Here is a 26,498-nt window from a genome sequence, read left to right as displayed (position 1 = left end):
CCTCGGAACAACTCGCGGGTGGGGGGCTGGGCGGCCTACTCTCAAAACCCCCCCCGGGGGGGCGCGCTTGGGGTCTGGTGCGCAAATCTAAATTTATTTTGGCCGCACTTTGCGTCCTTTAGGCAGCGACCGAGATGTCGCTTTCGAGAGGAACGGATGCGATGGTCTTGAGAATTTGGGACGCGATCTGATAGGGGTCGCCCTGTGAGTTCGGGCGGCGGTCCTCGAGATATCCACGGTAACCATTGTTTACAAAGCTATGCGGTACCCGGATGGATGCGCCGCGATCAGCCACGCCGTAGCTGAACGTATGAATGGACTGCGTTTCGTGCTTGCCAGTCAGGCGCAGATGATTGTCGGGGCCATAGACGGCGATATGATCGGCCGTTGCACTCTGGAAGGCGCCCATCAACTGCTCGAAATAGTCTTTGCCGCCGATTTCCCGCATATATTGTGTGGAGAAATTGGCGTGCATGCCCGAACCATTCCAATCGGTATCGCCGAGCGGCTTGCAATGATATTCAACGTCGATGCCATACTTTTCGGTCAAACGCTGCAATAGATAGCGCGCTAGCCAAATCTCGTCGGCAGCCTTTCTGGAACCCTTTCCGAAGATCTGGAACTCCCATTGGCCTTTGGCCACTTCGGCGTTGATGCCTTCGTGGTTGAGGCCCGCTGCCAGGCAAACGTCGAGATGTTCTTCGACGATCTTGCGGGCGATATCGCCGACGCTGCTATAGCCAACGCCCGTGTAATATGGCCCCTGTGGTGCTGGATATCCGGCTTCCGGGAAGCCGAGTGGACGGCCATTTTTAAAGAAGAAATATTCCTGTTCGAATCCGAACCATGCATTTTCGTCATCGAGGATCGACGCGCGCTTGTTCGAAGGATGCGGCGTAACACCATCCGGCATCATGACTTCGCACATGACAAGAGCACCGTTCTTACGCTCGCTATCAGGATAGATGGCCACTGGCTTCAACACGCAATCCGAACTTCTGCCTTCAGCTTGCATCGTGGAGCTGCCGTCGAATCCCCACATCGGCAAATCCTCGAGTGCAGGAAAACTGTCGAATTCCTTGACCTGCGTCTTGCCGCGAAGATTCGGCACCGGGGTGTATCCATCCAGCCAAATATACTCGAGCTTGTATTTTGTCATTTTTTTACCTTCCTTGTCTGAAGGCGTAGCGATCCAGGATATTCCGATGATCGAGTAACGCCAGCTTGCACCATGAGAAGACAAAGCATGTTCCATGCCAACTCATCTGGCCGTCTCGAATTTCTTCAAAAATTGCAGCGTCCAGAGGGCCAACCGTCGAAATAAGAACGATTCATGACAGGCGGGTAGAAGCCGATATCCTCCCTTCCAGCGACTGATCGCGATGTTAGCCAGTGAAACGACAACGAGTTCGGCAAAATCGCCTCTGATTTCGGCTGAGGGTGAAACGAACCGCATTAAAAAGCATCAAAGTGATTTTAATTTGAGCATCGCAAAATCGAATTTGCTGTCCGTATGAGCATGGTGAAAGGCAAAATAGTCGAGGCGGAACATCTCACAATACGATACGTTGATATCAACGTTATAATGCCCTAGACTTCTTTGTGGCAGGCTCATCCCAGCGACTGGGCCGCCGGATCGAATACACAACCACCCAAAGGATCGATCATGAACACCACCCATCCACTGACACCCGCAGCGGAGCTCGTGAAGCTGAGCGAAGCGCACTTTCCGAACGAAACCAATGAATACCGGCAGGCGCGCAATGCGCTGTTGGCGGAAGAGATCGAATTGCGGCGCCATATCGAGCGCGTTGCCGAGCAACGCCGGGCATTGCCACCTGGCGGCGAAGTCGCCAAGAACTATCGATTTGAAAGCGAGCACGGACCTGTGAGTTTCGCCGACCTGTTCAATGGCAAACAGACACTCGTGGCTTATAGCTACATGTTCGGGCCGCAGCGCAAGCGGCCGTGCCCGATGTGCACCTCGCAGCTCAGCGCCTGGGACGGCGAGGCTCGTGATGTCGAACAGCGCGTAGCCTTGGCGGTGATCGCGCGCTCGCCGATCGAGCGGCTTGTCGCTTTCAAAAAGGAACGTGGCTGGCACGACCTCAAGCTCTATTCCGACATGAGCGGCGACTATACTCGCGACTATGTAAGTTCCGAGGACGAAGATAGAGCCGCATTCAACGTCTTCACCCGTCGCGATGGCACGATCCGTCATTTCTGGAGCGAGGAAATGGGCGTAGCGACCGCCGATCCCGAGCAGGACCCGCGCGGCGCACCGGACCCCATGCCACTGTGGACCATTTTCGATGCAACGCCCGAAGGTCGTGGCAAGGATTGGTATCCGAAGCTTGAGTATTAAACAGATCCCGCTCTGAGTAGACAAAACTCGCTCTAGGGGCCGTTGAGATTCACGCTATGACGCGGCGAAAATGGTGGTTTCGAGCACCGGAGTGCAGCGTACATTCTGGTACGTGAGCACCGGAAGCACAGAAAAGCGCCATTTGCAGGCCGTCAGAGTGTGAATACCAACAGCCCCTCAGACAATCAGGACAATACCCGTAATCGCAAGCGCCGCGATCCAGATGGCATCAAAGTTGATCCATCCGCGGCGCAAAAATGCGAGGCCAAACCAATCGTAAACCGCGATCGCGACCAGCAGGATCACCGCGAGCATCGCTGCCATGTGCGTGCCGATAGCCGCCAGGGCTATCGGCAATGAACCCGCCGCTGTCAGTTCTTTCGCGGGGCTATTCGAGAGGCAAAGCGGGATGACAACCGGCACCAGCATGAGGCCTGCCCCATGGGCGGTCGCCATCAGGAATGACCACAACCCAAGTCCTGTCATTCCGGTTGTCATGCCAACCCGGACACGGTGGCGATGGCCGTATGTGGCGAAGTAGACAGCCCATGCGAGCAACACCACGCCGGCGATAATTTCGAGAACGCGCTGGTCGATGATCAGGCCGAGCAACACGGCCAAAAATGCAACGACAGCGATCGAAATCGCGTGCCCTATGGCGATAGGAATTACCGACAGGAAAACTGTCTTGCGGCTCCTTCTGTGCAGACCAAGCGCCACGGCAAAGAGCCAGCCCATCGCGGGATTGAGACCGTGAAAGACGCCAAGGCCAGCAAGTACCAGCCACGGTGACATGGCTATCATCTATGCTGCCATTCGTTTTGCGGATACCGGCCTCATCAAGGATAGCAATACGAGTCCGATGAGCAGTCGCCCCCTTCCAGCCGCACCTGATGCGGACGATGGCCTTTCGGCCAATCGACGAAGAAATTCTCGTCGAATGTGATCCCGCCGTTGTCCCCGACGTCAAGCTTTACCATCCAGCCGTCGATACCGTCCGGATAGAACTGCGGATCGATGGCGCGATAGAGCGAGTTGGTGAAATAGACACGCTTTCCGTCCCGACTGATTTCCACCATTTGCGGCCCGCCATTGAGCGCGCGGTTGCTGGCCTTCGGATGGGTAGCCCGGGAGACGATACCACCAATCCTGACCCGGCCGGTTTCTTTCGGGTGGAAAGGATCCGATACGTCATACTGGATCATATCGCCCGTGCCCCAGCATGAAACATAGAGGAACCGATCATCCATCGACAGATCGATATCGGTGACGAGCGGGGCAACCGCCTGGAAGCCCTGCAGCACAGGCGGTAGCAATGAAGCATCGGCAGGCTCGGCGGGAATCTCGATGATCTTTTTGACAGCCCATTTGTTACCGTCGCGATACCACGTCCAGATCGATGCGGAGAGGTCCTTCAAACTGATGACGCAGCCAACGAAACCATAGGCCTTGGTCGGATCATGCGCAGGGCGTAACTCGAACACGAGCTGGTGCTCTTCACCGAAATCGATCTCCTGCAGATGCTTGCGCTTGTGGAGGTCCCAGAAATGCAGTCTGCGTCCATATTTGCTGCCGAGCAGAATCTCCGGGACAAGCCCATCCTCGAATGTATCGGGCGTACCCCATTCACTTGTGATCATCGTGTCGTGGCCGAGGTGCCACCAGAAATCATAGGCGAGCTTTTGCGGCCCGCGATCCATCTCCCATTGGCCAAGCACATTGAAACTTTCGGGATCGAGCAGGAATATGCCACCGGGCGCCTTGCCCTCGGCGTTTCCAAGCGCATTGACATAAATCCCCTCGGGTCCGCAGTGAATGGTATGCAACCGGGAGTACCCCGCCTTTTCGGCAATTTCTTCGGGCTCGATAACCTTGACGATCATCGGATTTCGGGGATCTGGCTTCGTATCGATGATGTGCAGCCTCGACGATCGCAGGCCCGGCACGACGAGATAACGCCTTTCCATGTGGGGGTGCGGCGCATTGGGGCAAAGGCAGGACGAGCACGCATTCCAGCCAAAATGATGCAGTTCGTCACCCGCATTCGGCATGTCGACCTGGCCGACAATCCGGGAATAGGAAGGCGATTTCGGATCAACATCGACGACGGCGATTGCATCGGGTTTCTTGCGATCCGGATCGAAGGCGGCGACGTAGGCCAACTTTTCTGCCGGCGCCTTGGCGGCCATTCTCGGCGAGGGATAGAATGAGGGATCGGGTTGCCAGGTTGCCATGATGGAACTTCCTCTTGATCAAAACGAAGTCTTGCGCAGCGGTTTCCTAAAATGAATGTGACGGGCGATCTTCGCACCTGGAAGAAGCGCTGTCCAATCAAGTCATTTGATGACAGATGCAGTTCTGACTGGTTGTCTCAGAGCCCGTTTGGAAAGTCGCTGCGGCGAGACATATGGCGTGGTTTTCGAGAACCGGAGCGCAGCGTACATAAAGTACGTGAGCACCGGAAGCACAGAAAATCGCGTCAGATGACCGTCGCAGTAGAGTTTACACCCGGGGTCTCAGAAGTCGACGCGCGGCGTATCTTGCATCGGATTATCAAAAAGCATCCAGAACGAAACGCCGTGAGCCTCCTCATACCAGACCTCGAAGCGCCCAAGCGCATCATCAATACCTGACGTCCTATCAGGCATCCCCGCACCGTCCGAAGCACGATGAAGCGCAATGACCACAGGTGCGAAATGCGCAAGCGGTGCATCCCGGGTTTCACTATCCGACGACCAGCCCAACCTCACCCGCAACAGCGCTAGGGCGCGCGCGACGGCGATTTCCTCACCGCTCCGCTCGGCCGGATCACTATCGTCCTCCATTTGCGGCTTTGCCGCCTCGGCGACCGACCGCATCAGGTTCATCCGGCGAAAGGCGAAAGCACGTTCGCGCTCGAGTGCAGCTATGCGGGCCGCCGCCTCCCGCCGATAGGCGGTCTCGGCCGATTGCGCCTTGTCGGCGGCTTGCTGCAGCCGCTCGAGATAGGTGGCTACCGTCGTCATCGGGAGCTTCCGGAGTGGCCGGGTGGTGGCGGAAGAGAGTGGGAGTCGAACCCACCAAAGACCGTCTCTCGGCCCCTCCCGGATTTGAAGTCCGGACGCCCCACCGGGGACGATTCTCCTCCAGAAACAGTATTGTCGCTGGTCGCACCATCTGTATTCGCGAAGAGATCCAGACGGTTGCGGTTAACCCGACGAAGGTCGCCACGACGCAATGTGATGCTATGATGATCGAAGAAATCAAGGATCTGGATTGCAACCTTGCGACCATTTTCGACGCGGTCGCGAAACTGCGCGGCGGTAAACCAGCCTTCATCGGCAGCTGTGCTGATCTCGACGATGATGGCAACCATTTCTGCAACCGTGCCTCGCAGGAAGAAATGGTCGTGTGCCACCTCATGTACTTTGCCCATGCGGCTGCCCAGCTTCAGCAGCCGGCGCACCTGCGGCTCCGGCACAGCAAACAACGCGGCAATATCGCGGACGCGCGGCGGGCGGAAACGTTCGGCTCCGCCGAGTAGCGGCTCAATCGCATCCCACAGTCGCTCGTCAGCCGGGGCCATCGTCACTTCGTGCCCGGAAAGCCGGACCCAGGCTCCGTCCAGTGCGATCTCCCCGCCACGGACCAGACTTTGCAGGGCTGCACGGAACGCAGGTACAGGCAGGCGCAACTCAAGCTGCGTCCGCAGCCGTTCAATGCCGATCCCCAACAAATCCGGATTGTCAGCATGGAAAGCTTCCAGCCGGTCCAGAAGATCTCGCTGGAATTTCTTCCACTGCCCAAACGATATGCCGACAACCGAAGCATCAACAGGCAACTGCACCGCACCCACTGACTCTGCCAAAGCGCTGATATCTGCCATCACCAAGGCCCTGTCACGGGCGAAGGCCTCGATGTCCAGATAAAATGGCGGCACTGCAAGCAATGCTTCCAGCGCCCGATCCGGCTCGATCAGTTCGTGCGCATCGAGCTGTGCCCTTCGCTCCGGAGTGCGGCGTTTGCGGGCTGGCGCACGCAAATCCAGAAAGCGGCCGCCACCAATCGTGCGGCGCGCAGACGTGTCGCGGATCACGTAACGATCGCCAACCGCTGCAGCGATCGGCCGGTCGGGCACAAGTTGCACACGGGTACGTGTCCCGGGGGCTACTGGCTCATCGGCCAGCAAAGCGATGCGAGCGCCGACCTCGGTCGACGCATGATGCAGCCGAACCGGAAACCAGTGACCGATCGGCTTGCGTTCGGAGCCAAGCACACGCAATGTCGCGTCAATCCGGCTCGTCGGCGCATGCAGGCTGGCGTCAAGCACCACGTCGCCACGATTGATCGCTGCCTTCGTGATGTCTGCACCGACGAGATTGAGAGCGCAGCGATCACCGGCTCGGCCAACCTCACTCGGCCGGTTCTGTGCATGGATTGAACGGATGCGCGCTGACAGGCCAGAGGGGCTCACCGTCACATGATCATCGACAGCAATCGTTCCCGAAAGGACAGTTCCGGTTACAACGGTGCCTGCCCCCTGGATTGTGAATGAGCGGTCGACCGCCAGCCGGAAGCGGCCAGTTGCTTGGCGACGGGCAAACCTGCGTGCGGCGTCAACGATTTCATCGCGCAATGCCGCGATGCCACGACCCGAGATCGTTGAAACGGCAATGATCGGAGCATCGCAAAGCGCCGTGCCGGCAAGTTCGTTTCGTATTGCGGTTTCCACCTCGACGAGCCGTTCTTCCTGCACCAGATCGGCCTTGGTAAGAGCAACGACACCGCGTTCGATACCAAGAAGGTCGATGATGGCGAGATGCTCACCTGTCTGGGGCATTGCCCCGTCGTCCGCAGCGACGACCAGCAGGGCAAAATCGATGCCACTGGCCCCGGCAAGCATGGTGTGGATGAACTTCTCGTGCCCCGGCACATCGACAAAGCCGAGTATCTCTGCGCCTTCTACGGGCATGTAGGCAAAGCCGAGATTGATCGAAATACCGCGGGCCTTTTCCTCTTTCAGCCGATCGGTGTCGACATTGGTCAACGCCTTGACGAGCGATGTCTTGCCGTGATCGATATGCCCTGCGGTACCTACGATCATGGCGTGGTGACCTTGTGCGGCCCCGTTGAAACGCCGGCAAAATTCGCCGCAAAACCGGCCTCGTCCTCAAGGCAGCGCAGGTCCAGCACCAGCGCTCCGCGCTCGATACGGCCGATGACCGGCATCGGAAGTCGCCTGAGTCCAGCTGCGAGTTCAGCGAGCATGCTTCCACTGCCCTCGACCGGCGTCAGGGCCAAGCCGGCGCTCGGCACCGTGGAAAGCGGCAAAGCCCCGGAGCCGATCTGGCTTTCGCACGTAATAACGGCAACGCTGAAAGCGCCTTTCAGCGCACGCTCCACGATCGGCGCCAATCGCTGCGCCTGCGCGTCGATGGCGTCCTGCGAACGGGTAAGAAGCCGCATGGTGGGCAGCCGCTCGCTCAGGCGATCCGGATCGCGATAGAGCTGCAATGTCGCTATCAGCGCCGCAAGGCGGATTTTGTCGACACGCAGCGCCCGTTTCATCGGGTTCTTGTTGATCGTCTCGATGAGCGACTTGCGCCCGACGATGAACCCGGCCTGCGGGCCGCCCAGCAGCTTGTCACCGGAAAAGGTCACGATGTCGGCACCCTCAGCGATCGCTTCACGCACGGTCGGCTCGTGCGCAAGTCCGTAACGCGTGATATCCGTCAGTGTGCCGGAACCGAGGTCATTGACCAGGGGAACGTCCTTGCTGCGCGCGATGCCAGCCAGTTCACGCGCACCCACCTCCTTGGTGAAGCCTTCGACGCGATAGTTGGAGGTATGGACTTTCAGTATCAGCCCCGTATCGGGACCGATGGCATCGCGATAATCCCGGGCATGGGTGCGGTTCGTGGTGCCGACCTCGACGAGACGCGTACCGGCGCGCGCCATGATATCGGGCATGCGGAAAGCCCCGCCGATTTCAATCAGCTCACCGCGCGAGACGATGGCTTCCCTGCCCGCCGCCAGACTGTTCAGGACCAGAAGGACAGCCGCCGCGTTGTTGTTGACGATTGTCGCCTCTTCCGCCCCGGTCAGTTCGCAGATCAGGGAACGCAGATGATCATCGCGTTCACCGCGCTTGCCGCTCTCGAGATCGAATTCGAGTGCAACGGCCTCGCGCATGGCCGCCGTTGCAGCCTCGATTGCCGCTTGCGCAAGCAATGCACGACCGAGATTCGTGTGCAGTACCGTACCCGTCAAATTGAACAGGGGCCGGAGCGATGACTTGTCAGCCGCCTCAAGGCTGGCCAGCGCGGCAGCCATGATGGTTTCTGCGGAGGGAGCATTATGGCCATTGCGCACGTCATTACGTGCCTTTGCCAACGCACTCCGCAAGGCTTCAGTGAGGGCCGGACGGCCAAAACGTTCGATTATGCTAGCAGCCGACACCGACTTCAGAAGCTGGTCCACGGAAGGAATGCGGCGCAAGCTGGCATTGCTGTCCATGTCCACCCTCCTAAAAGCCGGCTAACAGCGGAGAAAAACCGCCACGGTGGTAAGGCCCATCCCGCATCAGGAGATCGAGGTTGAGGCTCGCCACATCATCGGCAGCGGGATCGGCTGCGGGCTCCTTGTCCTGATATAGGATCTTCGACCAGCCATGGCATTCATCGCAGGTCTCGGCCTTGACGATCCCGCCTTGTCCGTCAATTTCCTGGTAGCCGATCCCCTTGGTAGAACCGCAGAGCACGCATTTGACCCGGACATAGTGCCAGAGCGTGCCGCACAGGGAACATGAGCAAAAACGCGCGCCGTGCGAACCGGGCCAGCCGACGACCATCGAGGACATCGGGGCGCCACCACAGACAGGACAAACGCCATCGGCGACCGGCGCCAGCGCGGCCACATCAAGAACGGATGCAACACGGGCGAAATATACCTGTAGCCCCGCCCACACAAAAACATGCTCGGCAATCGCATCGCCGGGCAATGTGTTGGAGAATATGGTTTGCGCCATGGCAAGACGTTCGGCAGGATCGGCTGCTGTCACGCGAGCCAGCGCCTTAGCGGCGGCAACCGGCTTCTCGATTGTCGCAGCCGCGGCGAACAGGCGATCGAATAAAGTGCCAATCGCCGGGTCGCCCCCGATCAGGCTTCGGTCGAGCGGCGGCATTTCGAACTCGCGTGCACGCGCAATCGTTTCCGCATCGGGGCTCTCCGGCAGAGGCAGATCCGACTGGATATCGTTTTGGGCTTGGCCAAGTTCGGCAAGAAAATTCAGACAGGGTGCCAGATCGCTTGTTTCAGCCAACTGGCGCAGACGCCTCGATCTGGCAGAAAAAAGCGAAGCGGGATCGGGCAGACGCGCAAAGGGCGGTGACGCAATATTCCCAATCGCTGTTGGATCCGGTACGACCGCGCTTTTGCGACTCATAAAACTCCCTCACGAACCCGCCGGGCCACGTGGACCGATGTTGAACGCCCTGTTATTCGGCGGGCGTCGATTTGCCTTTTGACGCTTTGCCGACCAGCTCACGTAACCACTTGCGGTGATGCCTCCACGCCCAGCCGCCAGTCACAGAACCACGGGTCATTGCCCTTATTGTACCGCGCACCCAGATCGCTGCATAGACATGGATGATCCAGACACTGATAGCACAAACAGCCGCAATCGCGTGAATGAGCACGGCCCATCGTTTCTGCTCGATTGTGGTGAACACGGAGAAATACTGATCCCAGATTATCAGGCCCGTTGTAATCAGCACGATGATCAGAGCCGACATCGACCAGAAGACAAATTTCTGTCCGGCATTGTATTTACCGACCTCCGGCAGCCGTTCTTCATGTCCCGTCAGCACATCCCGAATGCGCGCGAGCCAGGTGCCATCCTCACGTTTCCAGAGATTGGCTTTCCAGAAGCGAAAAAACAGACCGAAAAAGCTGAAAAACAGAAGAACACCGATCCACGGATGAATGATCCGCGTCAACGGGCCACCGCCAAAGAGCCCCGTCAGGAAAAAGAGGCGGGGATGGAACAAGGCAAGGCCGGACAGCGCCAGGAGCACAAGGCTAATTGCCGTGATCCAATGATTGACGCGCGCACCCGCCGTGTAGCGGTCGACGGTAACGGGCTTGCCCGGATGAACGCTATCGCCCTTCTCCACGTCATAATCCGTGCTCATTGGCGAGGTTCCTCTCCGGTCAGCTTCTCGGCATTCTCTTCATCCTCTTCGGAAACCCGGTTCGGACCGGCAACGAGATAGTGCATGAACCCGGCTGCAGCAGCAAAACCGATCACAGCGAGCCCGGCATATTTCGTGACACCCTTCCAGGCCTCGACGATCGGGCTGATGCGCGGATTGTTCGGCAGACCGGCGTAAATCTCCGGTTTGTCCGCATGATGCAGCACATACATGACGTGTGTGCCGCCGACGCCCGGCGGATCGTAAAGTCCCGCATTGGCAAAACCGCGCGATTTCAGATCGGTGATGCGTCCTGCCGCGTGCTCCTTCATCTCGTCCTTGGTACCAAAAACGATCGCTTGCGTCGGACATGCCTTGGCACAGGCTGGTCCCTGTCCAACGGCGATGCGGTCGGAGCAGAGCGTGCACTTGTAGGCGGTATGAGTGACCTGTGAGATGCGCGGAATATTGAACGGGCATCCCTTGATGCAATAGCCGCAGCCAATACAGTTCTCGTGGATGAAATCGACAATGCCATTCGAATATTGCACGATGGCGCCGGGTGCCGGGCAGGCCTTGAGGCAGCCCGGATCCTCGCAATGCATGCAACCATCCTTGCGGATGAGCCACTCGAGATTGTTCGTTTCCGGGTTTTCCCACTCGGTGAACCGCATCAGCGTGAACATATCCGGCGTCAGATCATGCGGGTTATCGTAGACGCCGGTATTGATTCCGATTTCCGGATGTGTGTCGTTCCACTCGATGCAAGCCGACTGGCAGGCTTTGCAACCGATGCACTTGGAGACATCGATGAGCTTTGCCACCTCCGTCTGCCGTTGCGCGGGCGGCGTCACGGTTGACGCCGACCGGCGGATCAAATCCTTATCGCCGAATTTCGGGGGTACAGGCTGGGTCGTCGGGTTTGGGACAGGCGGGAACATGGTAACCTCCTATGCCACCGGCCCGGCGATGGGCTCGATATTGACCAGGAACGCCTTGTATTCAGGCGTCTCGATATTGGCGTCACCAACGAAAGGCGTGAGCGAGTTGGGACCAAAGCCCTTCTTCGCTGCCCCCGTGAAACCCCAGTGCAGCGGAATACCCACCACATGAACCGGCTTGCCGTCGCAGATCAAAGGTTTGATCCGCTTCGTGACCACTGCCTTGGCCTTGATCGATCCGCGCTTGGACCACACGCGCACCCAGCCGCCTTTGACAATGCCTTTCTCCTTCGCGAGTTCTTCCGATATCTCGACGAAGAATTCCGGCTGCAGGACGGCATTCACCCAGACATGCTTGGTCCAGTAGTGGAAGTGTTCAGTAAGACGGTAGGACGTTGCCGCATAAGGAAATTCCTGCGAAGCGGGTTCGGCAAACTGCGCGAAATCGCCCTTGAACACCCGCGCCACCGGATTGCCCCGGATTCTCGGAGCGATCAGGTTTGTGACCGGCGACTCGAACGGTTCGTAGTGAGACGGGAACGGTCCATCGCGCATCATGCCCACGACGAAGAGGCGCGACACGCCCTCTGCGTTCATGATGAATGGACCGACGTCCTGCGGTTTGGCTGTCGGTGCAATATCCGGCACGTCGTAGCCTGACCATTTCTGACCGTCCCACTCGATCAGCTTACGGCTGGGGTCCCAGGCCTTGCCATTCAGGTCCGCCGAAGCCCGGTTGTAGAGGATGCGGCGGTTGACGGGCCACGAAAAGGCCCATTTCAGGTAAGCGCCGGTCTCATCGGGGTCCGATGTATCGCGCCGGGCCATGTTGTTGCCGTTCTCGTTGAAGCAGCCGGAATAAATCCAGCATCCGCTCGTTGTGGAGCCGTCATCACGCAACGCGGCGAAGCTTGGCACCAGCTTTCCGGCTTCAACCACCACCTTGGTAGGATCTGTCGGATCCATCACCGGGGCCAGCGCTTTGCCGTTCAGTTCCTTGGCAAGTTCTTCGGCAGTCGGCTCGCCCGGATCGGCATAGGACCAATCAAGGTTGACGATCGGATCGGGGAATGCTCCGCCCTCCTTGCGGTAAAGGTCTCGCAGACGCGTATAGATCTGCGCCATGATCCAGTTATCCGTCTTCGCTTCACCGGGAGCAGTACCGCCGGGCCAATGCCACTGCAGCCAACGCCCGGAATTGGTGAGCGAGCCCTCGTCTTCAGCAAAGCAGGTCGAAGGCAGTTGATAGACCTCCGTCTGGATTTGCGAAGAATCGACATCATTGAACTCGCCGTGATTTTCCCAGAACCGCGATGTTTCCGTGTCGAGGGGATCCATCGTCACCAAGAACTTGAGCTTCGACAGGGACGCGGTCAGCTTCGTTCTGTTGGGTGCCGCAAGCAGAGGATTGAACCCCTGACAGATGTACCCTGTCATCTTGCCCTGGTTCATGAGTTCAAAGGCGCGCAGCACATCGTAACCGGGCACGTCGAGCTTGGGCAGCCAGTCATAGGCGAAATGGTTTTCCGGCGTCGCCGCCGGGCCCCACATCGACTTGAGGAAACTGACGAAGAATTTCCTGTAGTTCTGCCAGTAGCTCATCTGGTTCGGCCGGAGTGGCTTGAAACCGCGTGTCGACATGTAGGTGTCGAAATCCACCTCTTTTTCGTTTGGCAGCGTCATGTAGCCCGGAAGCAGGTTCGACATCAGGCCTACATCGGTCAACCCCTGGATATTGGAGTGCCCGCGCAGAGCGTTCATGCCGCCGCCACGTACCCCTATATTGCCGAGGATGAGTTGCAGCATCGCCATCGAGCGGATGTTCTGCGAACCCTTTGAATGCTGTGTCCAGCCAAGCGCATACATGGACGTCATCGTCTTGGTCGGCGTCGAGCATTCCGAGATCATCTCGGCAACCTTGAGGAACTTCTCCTTGGGCGTGCCGCAGATGCGCTCGACCATTTCGGGCGTATAGATGGAGATATGCGCTTTCAACAGGTTCCACACGCAGCGTGGATTGGTCAGCGTGTCATCGACCACAGCGTAACCGTCATCGCCGATCGCATAGTTCCAGGTCGACTTGTCATAGTCGCGCTTTGTCTCGTCGTAACCGGTAAACAGGCCGTCCTTGTATTCGAAGCCGTCCTTGACGATGAAGGCGGCATTGGTGAATGCCTTCACATAGTCCCACTGCACCTTGTCATTCGTGATGCAATGATTCATCACACCAAGCAGGAAGGCTATGTCCGACCCCTGACGGATGGGCGCATAGAAATCAGCCACCGACGCGGAGCGCGTGAAGCGGGGATCGACGACGATAAGCTTGGCACCACGGTTGGCCTTGGCCTCCGTGACCCATTTGAAACCGCACGGATGCGCTTCGGCGGCATTGCCGCCCATGATAACAACGAGATCCGTATTCCTGATATCAGTCCAGGAATTGGTCATTGCACCACGGCCAAATGTTGGGCCCAAACTGGACACCGTTGGGCCGTGTCAGACACGTGCCTGGTTATCGAATACCAGCATGCCAGCGCTGCGCACGACCTTATAGGTGGCAAACGCTGTTTCATTCGTTGTTGCGGAGGCGGCAAGGAAGCCGGTCGTCGTCCATCGATTGACGGTTACGCCGTCATTGTTCTTCTGGACAAAATTACCGTCGCGGTCGTCCTTCATCAGCCGGGCGATGCGATCAAGCGCGTCATTCCATGAGACACGTTCGAACTTGTCGGAGCCGGGCTTGCGGACCATCGGATATTTCAGGCGCGTCTCGGCTTTGACGAAGTCGAGGAGGGCGGCGCCCTTCGGGCACAGCGTTCCGCGATTTGTCGGATGGTCGGTGTCGCCTTCGATATGGACGATCTCGGCCTTTTCGCCCTTTTTCAGGTCGCCCTTCGAGTACATGATGATACCGCATGCAACAGAGCAGTAGGGGCAGGTGTTCCGGGTTTCGGTGGTGTTTACGAGTTTGAAAGCGCGGATCGCTTGGGCATGGGCGGCTTCGATCTCGCCGAAGCCAAAGGCGCCAAGCGCCGTACCCGCAACACCCGCGCCGGTCGCCGCAAGAAACTGGCGCCGCGAGAGTTCCATGTTCATAGCATGTTATCTCCCTTTGAACCGGCTACGCCGATAAAGCATGCCGGAGATCAGACACAAACCATTGGCATTTCGACTAAAATCCTACCTGACCATATTTTATTGTCAAATCAATAAGAAGCCATCAAACATGAATGTAATAATCAAATTAAAATGTATGCTGTGACCATCCCCCGGTGAATGACGTCGGTACAATACTCACCGCCTTTACTGCTCAATCCGGGGACACGCGAATGTCAGCAATGACGAATTGACGTTCAACCTCAAATGGACAAGAATAAAAGCGTGAGCTTACTTGTCGCTTCCGAGTTTCGGGGCAGTTGTGATGGTGCTTCCGACGCAGAACGCTCCCGGGTAACGGCGGGCTTTTTCTGGCGCATGCCCTCCTGTCTTCCGCAAAACTCGAAAAGCTTTCACCACATACAGTTTAACCGTCTGCAAGTGCCATTGATGTCATCAAATCGGGAGGGCATGAAATGATAGATCGTCGCGAGTTCCTGAAAATCGGCGCCGCAACGGCTGTATTGGCCGCAATACCAGGACGGGTGTTTGCAGGTCCTGCTTTTGCGCCAAAGCCTGCCGCCTGGCGGACATTCGAAATCACAACCCGTATCGAGCCGTCAGGCACCGAGGGCAGCGGGCGCGCATGGATTCCGTTGCCTGGTTTCAGCGCCAGCGATTGGAACCGGCCCGGGACGAGCACCTGGACAACCAATGCGACCGGCAACAGGATCGTGCCTAGTCCGACCAATGACACTGACATGCTGCTTGTTGAGTGGAAAGCCGGCAGCATAGCACCTGCCGTCGAGATCATCAGCCGTGTCGCCACGCGCGATCGCGCCATCGATCTTTCAAAGCCGGTGGGTCCCACGCCGCTGAACGCTGACGAGCGCGCACGATATCTGGCCGGCAGCCGACTTGTCCCCACCGATGGCATCGTCAAGGAAACATCCGACAGGATCGTCGGCGATACCGCAAACGAGATTCAAAAGGCGAAGCTGATCTACGATTGGGTGGTTGAGAACACGTACCGGAATGCCACCACGCGCGGCTGCGGTTCCGGTGATGTCGTGGCCATGTTGAGGAGCGGCAATCTTGGCGGCAAATGTGCCGATCTGAACGCTCTCTATGTCGGTCTTGCCCGAGCCGCTGGTCTGCCTGCGCGCGATATTTACGGTCTCCGGGTTGCGCCATCCAACTTCGGCTACAAGAGCCTCGGCGCCAAGAACGAGATCGTCACCAAAGCACAGCATTGCCGGGCAGAAGTCTATCTTTCTGACTTCGGCTGGGTGCCCGTCGACCCGGCGGATGTTCGAAAGGTCATGCTTGAGGAGGCGGATGGCGGTCTTCCGGCTGACAATCCCAAGGTGGTTGCGGCGCGCGAGGCGCTGTTTGGCGCCTGGGAAGGCAATTGGATCGCCTATAATGACGCCCGTGACGTGATATTGCCCGGTTCGAGCGGAGCAGCGCTCGGTTTCCTGATGTACCCGCAGGAGGAAGTAGCGTCGGTCAGGCTCGATTGCCTGGAACCCGACGCGTTCAAATATACGATCCGGTCACGAGAGATCACGATCTGACCTGATCTCGATTTCGCAAAATCGTATGGAGCCGCATTATGGATGATCGAACCTCGTCGCCGCCGATCCGCCTGACCTCTCTGTCCCATGGTGGCGGATGTGGATGCAAGCTGGCACCGTCTGTCTTGCAGCAATTGCTTGCAGATCAACCTGTCACCGGACCGTTTGCGCGGCTGCTTGTCGGAACCGAAACCGGTGATGATGCCGCAGTCTGGCAGCTCGATGACGAAACCTGCGTGATCGCGACGACGGATTTCTTCATGCCCATGGTCGATGATCCTTTCGATTTCGGCCGGATAGCAGCAACCAATGCGATCTCGGATGTTTATGCCATGGGCGGAAAACCGATCATGGCACTCGCCATTCTCGGCATGCCGATCGACAAGCTGCCGGCCGAGATGGTGCGCGAGATCCTGAGGGGCGGAAGCGCCATCTGCTCCGAGGCCGGTATCCCAGTCGCGGGCGGCCATTCGATCGATTCTCCCGAGCCGATCTATGGTCTTGCGGTCATCGGCACCTGCCCCATTGCCAGTCTGCGGCGCAACAGCGGCGCCAAGCCCGGTGACACGCTGATTCTGACCAAGGCGCTTGGTGTCGGTATCTACTCGGCGGCGTTCAAGAAAGGCATGTTGCCTGCAGATGCCTATGCCGAACTCATCGCATCGACGACGCTCCTCAACCGCATTGGCAGCGAACTCGCCAAGGATGCGGATGTGCATGCCATTACCGACGTCACCGGCTTCGGCATTCTCGGCCATGCCCTTGAGATGGCAAGAGGGTCGAATGTGCACATCTCGCTGCACGCGGACGATATTGCCGTTTTTATCCACGCCGCCGAACTCGCAAAGGCAGGTTTCGTCACCGGTGCCTCGCATCGCAATTGGGCAAGCTACGATACAGACATCGTCTTGCCCGCCGATTTCCCTGTATGGCGGCGGCACCTGCTGTCCGATCCCCAGACCTCTGGCGGGCTACTCGTTTCCTGCAGCGCAGAACGTACAGCGGACCTGCTCCAGCAGATCACCGCTGCGGGTTACCCCGCGGCCCGGATCGTTGGCTCAGTTGAGACGGGCGAGCCTGGATTGCACGTCCTTACCTGACGATCGCCCGATATTCCCCATCTGAGCAACAAGAGTTCCGCGACAGGTATCTGGTCGCGCGTTCGGAACCAAATCGCCCATCGTCGATTAGGCATGCTGAAGGGAAGGGTAAATTAAGGGAGAGAACCCATGAAACGCATTCTTCTACTAACCGCTGCATTGATGTTTGCGGGAGCCGGTCAGGTGCTCGCACAAGATACAGTCATCGTAGAAGTGCCGCAGCCAACGCGGGACTATGTGATCGCCAATCCATCTGAGGATATCATGATCGATGAGGATGTGGCCGTCGGAACTGCAATCCCCGAGGATGTCGAGCTGGTGCCTATACCCGACAGCCCTGATTACAGTTATGTCTATGTAAAGAAGCAGCCGGTCATCGTTTCGACGAAGGATCGAAAGGTTATCTATCTGTCCAATTAACACCAACCCAGCAAATCGGCAATTGACGCCAAACCAAAAAAGACGGCGAGTTTGCAAGCTCGCCGCCAAGTTGGTGAGCCCTGAATATTGGCGGCGTAGCTGCATCGAGGGCTCAGCTGACCTGGAAAATCAGCCTCAAAAAACAAATGAAATCCGAATTGGTTCCGCCTCCGTCTCCTGGCGGACTGAATAAAGCGTTGATCTTTTCATCCTTGGCCAGTGGTCGCGACCAAACCGCTCTGTCTGCATCCCTTAGGAACAATTGCCGCGGATATCGGTTTAACCAACTTGTCAACCAAGGAGGACGATCGAAATGAAAAATATTGCATCAGCTCTGATCGCCATAGGGGCGATCGCCTTTGCATCCAGTACCGCTTTGGCTGCATGTCCGGAAACCACAGGTTCAGTGAAAACTGAAGCTCAAACGGGTATCGCCAAGGATGGCAGCAAGGCGCCCCTGGAAAGTGACGCCAACAGCCAGACTCAAACCGGAGCAGCAAGCACTGGGACGACAACCAGTAGCAGTGAAGGTCAGACTGCTAAAAAAGATGGTCAGACCATGCCGTTAGCCAACAAGGAAGGTGGCGGTGACCCTAATCTTGCTACGTCGCAGCAGGACGTTAACGCCCAACAAAAAGGCGATCAAACCGCCATGGCCAAAGCAGAGGATTGTAAGGATTGAACAAAATGAAGAGGGGAGATCAATTGACCTCCCCTCCCAGCTAGACCTGCTTGAAACTAATGATTTTTAAAGCCAGGTCGTTTTTTATCCCAGCTGCAATTTAGTACCAGCGTCCGCGGCCGTACCAGCCACCTCCGCCCAGCAGAAGCACTATAAGCACTATTATAAGAAGTGTGGTGAGATCCATGGTTGGCCTCCTAAGTTGCTTGCGACCACGCACGCGTTTGGTCTGGCAGAACAACGTTCCTATGCAATCAATTGTTCCACTGCAGGCGCCTAGTGCCGCCCTCTGTGCCGTGTCCAAACCAAGCGCGCACGTTTTTGTGAACGCAATAGTCCAGGCCGCAACGTGATTGGACTTCGTGGTCCTTTGGAGTCACTTTTGTCGTCGGGGTTTTATTGCAATGGGCGGACCAACTATTGTCAGAATAGGAGGCCAAAATGAAGCATCATGCCCTTGAACAACTGCAGATCGTCGCCGAGGTCGATCAGGACTACCCCCGCCAAACCTTATCCAAAAGCCAACGTCTCGAGCGTTGGGCGGCGCTTCTCGAACAGAATCCTGAGCGGCGCCTTTCGACGTTGCATCAGACAGAGTATCAGCCTGCCAGTCAGCGCGCGGCCATGCGTGGAGAGGGCTCGCCGATCTCGGTGGCGTTCGACGATCCCGTCCTGCGCGCGGCCGGGTTGGAAAACGACAGTTATGGGGAAGCCAAACGGTTCTTCCAACTGACTGACCGCCAGCTGCACAATGTTATTTGCTATTGCCATTTCGGCGCGACAGTAAACGCCGCGACGGCTGCTTATTACATCCGTCGGCTCGTGCCTACAGGAACAAGGCGGGGTATGTTGGCTCGGTTGCGCGCGATGTTTGTCGGTTAGAACAGTCGGCGCTTCAAGGTCTTCTTCAAAGCGGCCCGCTCTCATCGAGCGGCCGCCAACATAATTTTCTGCGCTACGGATGCTCCCAAGAAAATAGAACCAAACATCCTTGCTGCTACCAAAAGCGGCAAAATTTATTTCCGCCTTTGATGGCCCGCCTCCCCTGCACTCCCATAGACCAACTGAGTTCTCATTAAGACCCTGTTTAGGTTAATACTTTTCTCCATACCGCAGCTAACTCCAAATTAATTTCCGTTTACTGGACTTCCTAATCACCTAAATCTTTCTAGCTATGGCGCTCGCCGTTGGATCTTCGCTACATCCACCTTGGACGCCCAACCTTCATTGCGAGACACACTGCCCGACAAAGCCCCGATATCTAGAGCTATCGTTGCTACTTCGAAATGGCAAATGTTGGCTCATGTCGCGGTGACCAATCGGACGTGCGAACCGTTGGCTCTAAGCTGTGCCAAAACCATCGGCCAGACCGAGAACTCGCCCCGCGCCGCCTTGTCGGTCAGCGACCTCAGATACCCACCGGCGGAATTGATCTGCTCGGCCCGTTCGAGGATGCATGCAATGGCGATGGCCGCATTTTCCTGTCCCAGGACATCGCAAGCTTCCTCATATGCTGAGGGGCTGACGCCAAGCATGGAGCGGACAACTACGGCCGCTGCCATCAGATCAGACCAATTTGCGATACCGTTCCTCGCATAGACGACGATTTGCGGACAAGCTTGGCGGACAAGGCCGAGCGGCACGGGTTTGGCATCAGGGAGATCGGTGTCCGTACCATCGTCCCCTCCCCTCGCTTCATCGCCCCTTGTCTCAATAGTCTCCTCGATTTCAGATTCTGGAGCAGTTTTTGCCCCTTGGGTTTTTCCAAAGCCGGGTTCAAGATCAGAGGTGGATTGGGTATTTGAATTATGTTTGTGGCGCTCAGAATGAGACGCTTTGGCGCTTGTTTTTTTAGAATTGAGCTTATCTTCCAATAGATTGGATATCTCCAGCTGGAGACATTCCAGTCCATCGACAGCTGGCTCCAGATCGTCAATCGTTGCCTGGCGCGGAATGTCGTCAATGACCGCACGAAACCGGGAGTATTGGGCGCTCCAGTCGATGTGCGGCAGTTCCTCAAAGCCGAGTTCGATCAGCTTGACGATATCGCGGCGTAGCAGGGTGACGCGCTCCTTCATCAGCTTCAGTTGCAACCGCTCCGAACGCACCTGTCCGGCCAGAGCTTCAAATTCAGCCGCACGCGAGACCAATGGTGCCAATGAGAAGCCGAATGCCTCGCCGCCCTCCCCTGCCCTCGCCTTGCGAGCGTAGCGCTTGCCATTGGGGCTGTCCTTGCGGAAAATCAGTCCGGTTTCCACCAGCGCACTCAAATGCCGCCGTAACGTCGCCGGCGCCATTCCATGCGCGCGCAGTGACAGTTGCATATTTGATGGAAACACCACGAGGCCGTTGGCCTCACAGAGCTCCGTCTGTGGGTAGAATGTCAAAAGCGCGTTCAAAACGACAAGCGCCCGATCGGAGATTCCGATCAGTGCCCTAGCCTCACACAGGCTGCGAAACAATTTCCATTTGTCGATCGACGCTTCCGGATCGATCTCTTGCGCCTGTGCCTGCGTTGCCAGCATGCCAAGCGACAGCGACCGCCGCCCGAAGGGCGTCGTGAATGCATTCCCGGTCTGCATTGTCTCTCACCTTTCTAAAGGCAAAAGAAATCCACTCGCCAAAACGACGTCAAAAAGTCTTGACACTGATTCGGGGAAATGCGATTCTCGATCCTGCTAGAGATATGAGAGAAGCCTTCCGAGACAGTGATGTTGAGGTGGGCTTTTTTCTTTTGCGGATTAATCTCCTGTTTTGGTTGAAGCTTGCGACCCCTGGAAAGCCCGATAGAGCTCGTCGAGGTTGTCTGCAATGTATGCGCCAAAGCGTGAGGCATTCTTCGCCTTCAAAGCCAGTGTGAATGCCTTGCCGCTATCCTTTATTTCCACCTTCACGGATTTGTCCTGGGCCGCCCAGGCTTTGGCCGCCGGTGCCACGGCTTTCGCCGGGCGCTTCGATTTCGCCAGGAAATCCGACAGCAAGGCGAACCGCGCATCACCGGTTTCAGCCGCGAAATCATCCGATCTTGTAAAGTCTGCCGCACTCTCGGCATTGCCCGGCACCTGCAGTAGCTTTGACAGCTGCCACCAACGGTCCCGCCCGGTAGCCTTGGCCGAGCCGATCGCGAGTATGATCGCCTCGGGAACATGAGCCGCGACCGACTGCATCTTCGAAAATGTCGTGGCATCCAGTGCAAGCGCAGATTTGATAACTGACTGATCGTAGCCGAGGTCAGCGAGACGCTTGGCGAACAACGTACGTTCGATGAAGGACAGGTTCGACCGGGCCGCGTTTTCCTGGCCCTGAGCGATCACATGGTCCTGGTCGGCCATCGGCTTGACGACGGCACGAACCTGTCGCCCGAGCTGCTTGGCCACCTTGACGCGGCGATGTCCGAAAACAACCTGATAGCGGCCCGCGACGGCGGGATGCGGACGCACCAGGATGGGCGAGTCCTGGCCCCGCTCCTTCACGGCGACAAGCAGTTCCTGAAAAGCCTCGTCGTCGTCATCGATCCGGTCCGATACAAAAGAGCCGTCGATGAGTTCCGGGTCGAGTTCGACAACACTGCCTTTGGCGAGTTCTTCGAATGAACTCTTGATCGAACGCGAAGCGCCGCTGACGACATAGGACAATGCATCATTGCGCTCAGGTCTTGCTGGCGCTGGGTTCATCACGCTGCTAAAAATGTCTTTACGGGCCATCTATCTGCTCCCGTTTCGGATTAACAAACTGATTTCACAAGCAAAAAGCATTGTTTTTACCGCCGTAAAGCTGCTTGTCATTTCAGCGCCCCCACGCTCTGTGGACGAGAGCTGTAATTTCTGAATTTACAGCGTCCAGCGACTCAATAGCGCGTTCATAGGTCGTGCGCGTGAAGCTCGTTTTCTCGACTTCGTAGAGCGTCTGCTTGGTTAGACCTGCATCCGATACCGCCGTCGATTTCAGCATCGGATTGGTGAGGATCTCCTCCGCCAGCATGGACTGCATGAACCCGACCATCTGGGCTTGCGGGATGTCCATCGGCTCATAACGTGTGATCAGGTAGCGGAACCAATCGAGTTCGACGCGTGCTCCGGCTTGCTTGACAGTCTTGAGGATGCCGCCAAGCATCAGCAGGAATTGCGACATCGACATGAGGTCGAGCATCTGCGGATGCACGGTGATCAATACGGATGTTGCCGCCGACATGGCCGTCAGTGTCAGATAGCCGAGTTGCGGCGGGCAATCGATAACCACTACATCATAGCGGCCGTCCACTTCCTCAAGCGCGCTGGCGATACGGGTGAAGAACTGGCGGCCGTCACGCGATGTCTTGTCCTGCATGGCAAGCGGCGTGTCATACTCATATTCCTGCAATTCGAGATTGGCGGGAATGATGTCGAGACCAGGAAAATTGGTTGGAATAATAACTTCCGATATGGGCCGGCGCTCGTCGTCATAACGGATAGCTTCATACAGCGACAGGTTCCGGTCGAGTTCCGGCTGGAAGCCATGCAGCGCCGACAGCGAGGCTTGTGGATCGAGGTCGATGGCAAGCACGCGGTGGCCGGTCAACGCCAGATATTGCGAGAGATGTGCCGCAGTCGTCGTCTTGCCCGACCCGCCCTTGAAGTTGACGACAGCGATGACCTGCAGCTTGTCGCCCTGCTTGCGGTGCGGAACATACTTCTTCACTTCGGTGCGGCCATTGCGGTCGAGATAATGACGCAACTCGAGCATCTGTTCGGCCGTATAGGAACGGCGGCCTGACGATACCTGGGCAGGGACCGGACCTTTTCCTTCGAGGTGCAGGCGCTTGAGATTGTTCTGCGTCACGCCAAGATAGTGCGCTACCTCGGCCATGGAGAACTGCCGCAATGTCTTCTTCGCATTCGGTGGAAATTTTTCCATCCGAAGCTGGTTCAGCCGGCGAGAAATCTCCGCACCCTGATCGAGGATCTTGTCATCGAACTCGAACTTTGGCAGAGGCATTGCGATGTTCATCGGAATCGAAACCTCTAATAGCGCTTTTTCAAAGCAATCCTTTTAAGAACCGCTATTAAGCTCCGATTCGATTGATCCGGCAAGATTTTTTAGGTTAACAAAAGGTTAACGCGTGTGAAGCTAACAACTTTACTGCACGACCTTCCATTTCGGCGAGTGAACGCCGGAGTGACACAGATTTGTTTTTCCTCGATAAATCCGCTGATTTTACCGCAGTAAATATTAGCGGATCATGTGGCGAGGGATACCCTTAAGACTCCTTCTTTGCCGCGTTCTTTCGGGATTTGTCGTCTTCCACCAGTTCGTACCACATCGCATTCAGTACAGCGAAGGCGGCGGCGAAAGGCAGTCCGAGAAGCCAGGCGAAATACCACATGTTCTTGTCCTTTCGTTAGTAAGCGTGACCGCTCTCGTCGTTGATCGTGTCCTCGTCGACCTTGCCCCAAAGAACATGGTAGACCCAGCTCGTATAGGCGACGATCAGCGGAATGAAGATCACCGTGACAACCAGCATGATGAACAGGGTCAAATGGCTCGACGATGCGTCCCACACGGTCAGGCTGGATCTCGGATCGAGCGAAGACGGGAGGATAAACGGAAACATCGAGACGCCCACCGTCGAGATGATGCCGAAGATCGACAGCGCGCTCGAAAGGATTGTCGCGATCTCCCATCTTGCTCTCAGCCCGACAAGTGCGCCAGCCGCACCAATGAAGCCAAAGACCGGTGCCAGGAGAAGCACCGGATAGCTGCCGTAATTGACAAACCATGCGCCGCTTTCTTCAACGACGGTTTTCATAAGGGGGTTCGACGCGCCTGTAGGGTCGATAGGGCTGGTTATGCGGTAGCCGCTGACTCCAGCCCATACCCACAGCCCGGCAAGGCAGAACAGGATGATGGTGATCAGCGCGGCAATACCGCCATATCTGCGTGCACGCTCCGCCACCGGTCCTGAAGTCTTCAACGCCAGCCATGCGCCGCCATGCATGACCAGCATAGCGACCGAGATGAGACCACACAGCAGCGCGAACGGGTTCAGCAGGCCGAAGAACGAGCCTTCGTAGAAGATGCGAAGGTCATTGTTAAACCGGAAGGGAACGCCCTGCAAAACATTGCCCATAGCCACACCGAAGATCAGCGCCGGCACAAAGCCGCCGATGAACAGGGCGCAATCCCAGGCAGCGCGCCATGTGTCGCTATCCCGCTTCGACCGGTACTTGAAACCGACGGGGCGCAGGATAAGCGATGCCAATATGACGAACATGGCGAGATAGAAGCCCGAAAAGGATACCGCATAGAGCGGCGGCCAGGCGGCAAAGATCGCTCCGCCAGCAACGATGAGCCAGACCTGGTTGCCTTCCCAGATCGGGCCGATCGTGTTGATGACGATACGCCGCTCCATATCGGTTTTTGCGACGAACGGCAGCAGCGTACCGGTGCCGAGGTCGAAGCCGTCGGTGATGGCGAAGCCGATCAGGAGGACGCCGATCAGCAGCCACCAGATCACGCGCAAGGTTTCATAATCGATAAATTGATGCAGGATCATGATCGTTTACTCCGCTGGCACGATGTTGGGGGAAATCAGCTTTGCTTCTGGCTCGAAGTCGGGTTCCGGACCCTTCCTGATTGCCTTGAGCATCAGCCCCATCTCGACGATGAAAAGCGTCGTGTAGATCACGACAAATCCGGCGATGGTTAAAAGCAGCGAAGACGCTCCGAGATTGGAAACCGCGGCCGCCGTCGGCAATATGCCTTCGATAGTCCATGGCTGGCGGCCGGATTCGGCAACGACCCATCCGAGTTCCGCTGCAATCCAGGGGAGGGGGATCGCAAACACCGCAATGCGCAGCAGGAAGGGATAGGCATCGATCTTGCGCCGTATGGAGAGGATGAAGAACGTCGCCGTGAGAAGGATAAAGAACACACCCAGACCCACCATGATGCGGAACGACCAGAACAGCGTTGGCACATTCGGCACCGTGTCCCAGGCGGCCTTCTCGATCTGTTCATCGGTCGCCTGACGCGGATCATCCACATAGCGCTTCAACAGCAGCGCATAGCCAAGGTCGCCGCCGTTCGTCTCAAAGGCGTCGCGCACCTCCTGACCGACTGCGGTGGTGCTGCCCGCTTCGCGAATACGCTGGAGCGCATCGTACGCAAGCAATCCGCTGCGGATATTGGCTCTGGCGCGGTCCACCAATTCCTTGATGCCCGGAATTTCGGTGGTCAGGGACCGCGTACCGATCAGGCCCATCACCCAAGGCACGCGCACGGCATAATGAGTCTCGCGCGCCTCGGTGTCGGGAATGCCAAAGACCGTGAAGGCCGCCGGAGCCGGTTCAGTTTCCCACATGGCTTCGATGGCTGCGAGCTTCATCTTCTGGTGCTCGCCGGAGAGGTAGCCGCTCTCGTCGCCAAGGACGACGACGGAAAGCGCCGAGGCGAGGCCGAACGATGCTGCGACAGTCATCGAACGCCTGGCGATCTCGATATGCCTGCCCTTGAGCGCATACCAGGCCGAAACACCGAGGACGAAAATCGATGCCGTCACGTAGCCCGCAGACACTGTGTGAACGAACTTCGCCTGCGCGACCGGATTGAACAAAACTTCATAGAAATCAACGACTTCCATGCGCATCGTCTGCGGATTGAAGGCGGAACCCACCGGGTTTTGCATCCAGCCGTTGGCGATGAGGATCCACAGCGCGGAGAAATTCGATCCCGCTGCCACAGCCCAGGTCGCCGCCAGATGCCCGACCTTCGAAAGCTTGTCCCAACCGAAGAAAAACAGCCCGACGAACGTTGCTTCAAGGAAGAACGCCATCAGCCCTTCGATCGCCAGCGGTGCGCCGAAAATGTCGCCGACATAGTGGCTGTAATAACTCCAGTTCATGCCGAACTGGAATTCCATGACAATGCCGGTGGCGACGCCGAGAGCAAAATTGATGCCGAACAGCGTGCCCCAGAATTTGGTCATCTGCCGCCAGATGACGCGTCCGGTCATCACATAGACCGTCTCCATGATCGCAAGGAGAATCGACAGTCCAAGCGTCAAGGGCACGAAGAGAAAGTGATAGAGAGCTGTGATCGCAAATTGCAGGCGCGACAGCGCCACGATATCGAGTTCCATTACTTTTACCGGGTCACCCCGGCCCCCTGT

21 protein-coding genes, 1 tRNA gene and 1 pseudogene are annotated in these 26,498 nt (G+C 57.3%); 6 read left to right on the top strand and 17 right to left on the bottom strand.

All coding sequences use genetic code 11. The annotated features are described in order from the left end of the window. Positions 1–118 precede the first annotated feature (118 nt). On the bottom strand, positions 119–1,159 hold the full coding sequence (locus tag PHA01_RS25235; RefSeq protein WP_271899034.1) for a glutamine synthetase beta-grasp domain-containing protein: 1,041 nt from the start codon (positions 1,157–1,159) through the stop codon (positions 119–121). A gap of 507 nt (positions 1,160–1,666) precedes the next feature. Between PHA01_RS25235 and PHA01_RS25230 the strand changes: the two genes are divergently transcribed. Continuing rightward, entirely contained in the window at positions 1,667–2,365 is a 699-nt protein-coding gene (locus PHA01_RS25230; protein WP_271899033.1) for a DUF899 family protein, read from the top strand. Positions 2,366–2,542: 177 nt separating this feature from the next. Here PHA01_RS25230 and PHA01_RS25225 read toward each other — a convergent pair whose 3' ends face one another. The 10 genes and pseudogenes from PHA01_RS25225 to fdnG all read right to left on the bottom strand — a co-directional run bounded on the left by PHA01_RS25225 (position 2,543) and on the right by fdnG (position 14,573). After that, entirely contained in the window at positions 2,543–3,160 is a 618-nt protein-coding gene (locus PHA01_RS25225; RefSeq protein WP_334312056.1) for a hypothetical protein, read from the bottom strand. Between the two features lie 44 nt (positions 3,161–3,204). After that, positions 3,205–4,599 carry a selenium-binding family protein gene (locus tag PHA01_RS25220; protein ID WP_271899031.1) on the bottom strand — a complete coding sequence of 465 codons (1,395 nt, stop codon included), beginning with the start codon at positions 4,597–4,599 and terminating at the stop codon, positions 3,205–3,207. Between the two features lie 282 nt (positions 4,600–4,881). Continuing rightward, on the bottom strand, positions 4,882–5,370 hold the full coding sequence (locus PHA01_RS25215; RefSeq protein ID WP_271899030.1) for a hypothetical protein: 489 nt from the start codon (positions 5,368–5,370) through the stop codon (positions 4,882–4,884). A 26-nt stretch (positions 5,371–5,396) separates the two neighbouring features. Then, positions 5,397–5,492 (bottom strand) — tRNA-Sec (locus PHA01_RS25210). A gap of 123 nt (positions 5,493–5,615) precedes the next feature. Beyond that, positions 5,616–7,448 (bottom strand): annotated as a pseudogene (gene selB / locus PHA01_RS25205) (selenocysteine-specific translation elongation factor); the annotation flags it as partial. Continuing rightward, positions 7,445–8,860 carry an L-seryl-tRNA(Sec) selenium transferase gene (gene selA, locus PHA01_RS25200; RefSeq protein ID WP_271899029.1) on the bottom strand — a complete coding sequence of 472 codons (1,416 nt, stop codon included), beginning with the start codon at positions 8,858–8,860 and terminating at the stop codon, positions 7,445–7,447. The gene selA and the pseudogene selB, both read right to left, overlap by 4 nt. Before the next feature lie 10 nt (positions 8,861–8,870). Beyond that, positions 8,871–9,788 carry a formate dehydrogenase accessory protein FdhE gene (gene fdhE, locus PHA01_RS25195; protein WP_271899028.1) on the bottom strand — a complete coding sequence of 306 codons (918 nt, stop codon included), beginning with the start codon at positions 9,786–9,788 and terminating at the stop codon, positions 8,871–8,873. 52 nt (positions 9,789–9,840) lie between these two features. Continuing rightward, complete coding sequence (locus PHA01_RS25190; RefSeq protein ID WP_271899027.1) at positions 9,841–10,536, bottom strand: formate dehydrogenase subunit gamma; 696 nt, start codon at positions 10,534–10,536, stop codon at positions 9,841–9,843. Continuing rightward, positions 10,533–11,477, bottom strand: a complete 945-nt coding sequence (gene fdxH, locus PHA01_RS25185) for a formate dehydrogenase subunit beta (RefSeq protein WP_271899026.1) — start codon at positions 11,475–11,477, stop codon at positions 10,533–10,535. The genes PHA01_RS25190 and fdxH overlap by 4 nt, the downstream gene beginning before the upstream one ends. A 9-nt stretch (positions 11,478–11,486) precedes the next feature. Then, positions 11,487–14,573 carry a formate dehydrogenase-N subunit alpha gene (gene fdnG, locus PHA01_RS25180; protein ID WP_271899025.1) on the bottom strand — a complete coding sequence of 1,029 codons (3,087 nt, stop codon included), beginning with the start codon at positions 14,571–14,573 and terminating at the stop codon, positions 11,487–11,489. A gap of 479 nt (positions 14,574–15,052) precedes the next feature. Between fdnG and PHA01_RS25175 the strand changes: the two genes are divergently transcribed. The 5 genes from PHA01_RS25175 to PHA01_RS25155 all read left to right on the top strand — a co-directional run bounded on the left by PHA01_RS25175 (position 15,053) and on the right by PHA01_RS25155 (position 19,234). Beyond that, the gene (locus PHA01_RS25175; protein WP_271899039.1) at positions 15,053–16,150 is read left to right on the top strand and encodes a transglutaminase domain-containing protein; all 1,098 of its coding nucleotides are present in this window, start codon (positions 15,053–15,055) and stop codon (positions 16,148–16,150) included. Positions 16,151–16,188: 38 nt separating this feature from the next. After that, positions 16,189–17,250 (top strand): selenide, water dikinase SelD, encoded by a 1,062-nt coding sequence (selD, locus tag PHA01_RS25170; RefSeq protein ID WP_271899024.1) that lies wholly within the window; start codon positions 16,189–16,191, stop codon positions 17,248–17,250. A gap of 129 nt (positions 17,251–17,379) precedes the next feature. Then, positions 17,380–17,670, top strand: a complete 291-nt coding sequence (locus tag PHA01_RS25165) for a DUF1236 domain-containing protein (protein WP_271899023.1) — start codon at positions 17,380–17,382, stop codon at positions 17,668–17,670. Positions 17,671–17,983: 313 nt separating this feature from the next. Next, complete coding sequence (locus tag PHA01_RS25160) at positions 17,984–18,352, top strand: hypothetical protein (RefSeq protein ID WP_271899022.1); 369 nt, start codon at positions 17,984–17,986, stop codon at positions 18,350–18,352. Positions 18,353–18,793: 441 nt separating this feature from the next. Then, positions 18,794–19,234 carry a hypothetical protein gene (locus tag PHA01_RS25155; RefSeq protein ID WP_271899021.1) on the top strand — a complete coding sequence of 147 codons (441 nt, stop codon included), beginning with the start codon at positions 18,794–18,796 and terminating at the stop codon, positions 19,232–19,234. Between the two features lie 419 nt (positions 19,235–19,653). Here PHA01_RS25155 and repC read toward each other — a convergent pair whose 3' ends face one another. The 6 genes from repC to PHA01_RS25125 form a co-directional block, all read right to left on the bottom strand. Next, positions 19,654–20,934, bottom strand: a complete 1,281-nt coding sequence (repC, locus tag PHA01_RS25150) for a plasmid replication protein RepC (RefSeq protein WP_271899020.1) — start codon at positions 20,932–20,934, stop codon at positions 19,654–19,656. Between the two features lie 159 nt (positions 20,935–21,093). Beyond that, positions 21,094–22,056, bottom strand: coding sequence for a plasmid partitioning protein RepB (repB, locus tag PHA01_RS25145; RefSeq protein WP_271899019.1), 963 nt, complete (start codon positions 22,054–22,056; stop codon positions 21,094–21,096). 82 nt (positions 22,057–22,138) lie between these two features. After that, on the bottom strand, positions 22,139–23,338 hold the full coding sequence (gene repA / locus PHA01_RS25140) for a plasmid partitioning protein RepA (protein ID WP_271899018.1): 1,200 nt from the start codon (positions 23,336–23,338) through the stop codon (positions 22,139–22,141). 250 nt (positions 23,339–23,588) lie between these two features. Next, positions 23,589–23,714 carry a cytochrome bd-I oxidase subunit CydX gene (cydX, locus tag PHA01_RS25135; RefSeq protein WP_271899017.1) on the bottom strand — a complete coding sequence of 42 codons (126 nt, stop codon included), beginning with the start codon at positions 23,712–23,714 and terminating at the stop codon, positions 23,589–23,591. Between the two features lie 15 nt (positions 23,715–23,729). Next, positions 23,730–24,884 carry a cytochrome d ubiquinol oxidase subunit II gene (cydB, locus tag PHA01_RS25130; RefSeq protein ID WP_271899016.1) on the bottom strand — a complete coding sequence of 385 codons (1,155 nt, stop codon included), beginning with the start codon at positions 24,882–24,884 and terminating at the stop codon, positions 23,730–23,732. Positions 24,885–24,890: 6 nt separating this feature from the next. Beyond that, positions 24,891–26,468, bottom strand: a complete 1,578-nt coding sequence (locus tag PHA01_RS25125; protein WP_271899015.1) for a cytochrome ubiquinol oxidase subunit I — start codon at positions 26,466–26,468, stop codon at positions 24,891–24,893. Positions 26,469–26,498 lie beyond the last annotated feature (30 nt).

Origin of the sequence: Candidatus Phyllobacterium onerii (assembly GCF_028331445.1) — a bacterium.
GTDB classification, from domain to species: Bacteria; Pseudomonadota; Alphaproteobacteria; order Rhizobiales; family Rhizobiaceae; genus Phyllobacterium; species Phyllobacterium onerii.
The sequence above is the reverse complement of the archived record's forward strand: the minus strand, read 5'-3'. Positions and strand labels throughout refer to the sequence as shown.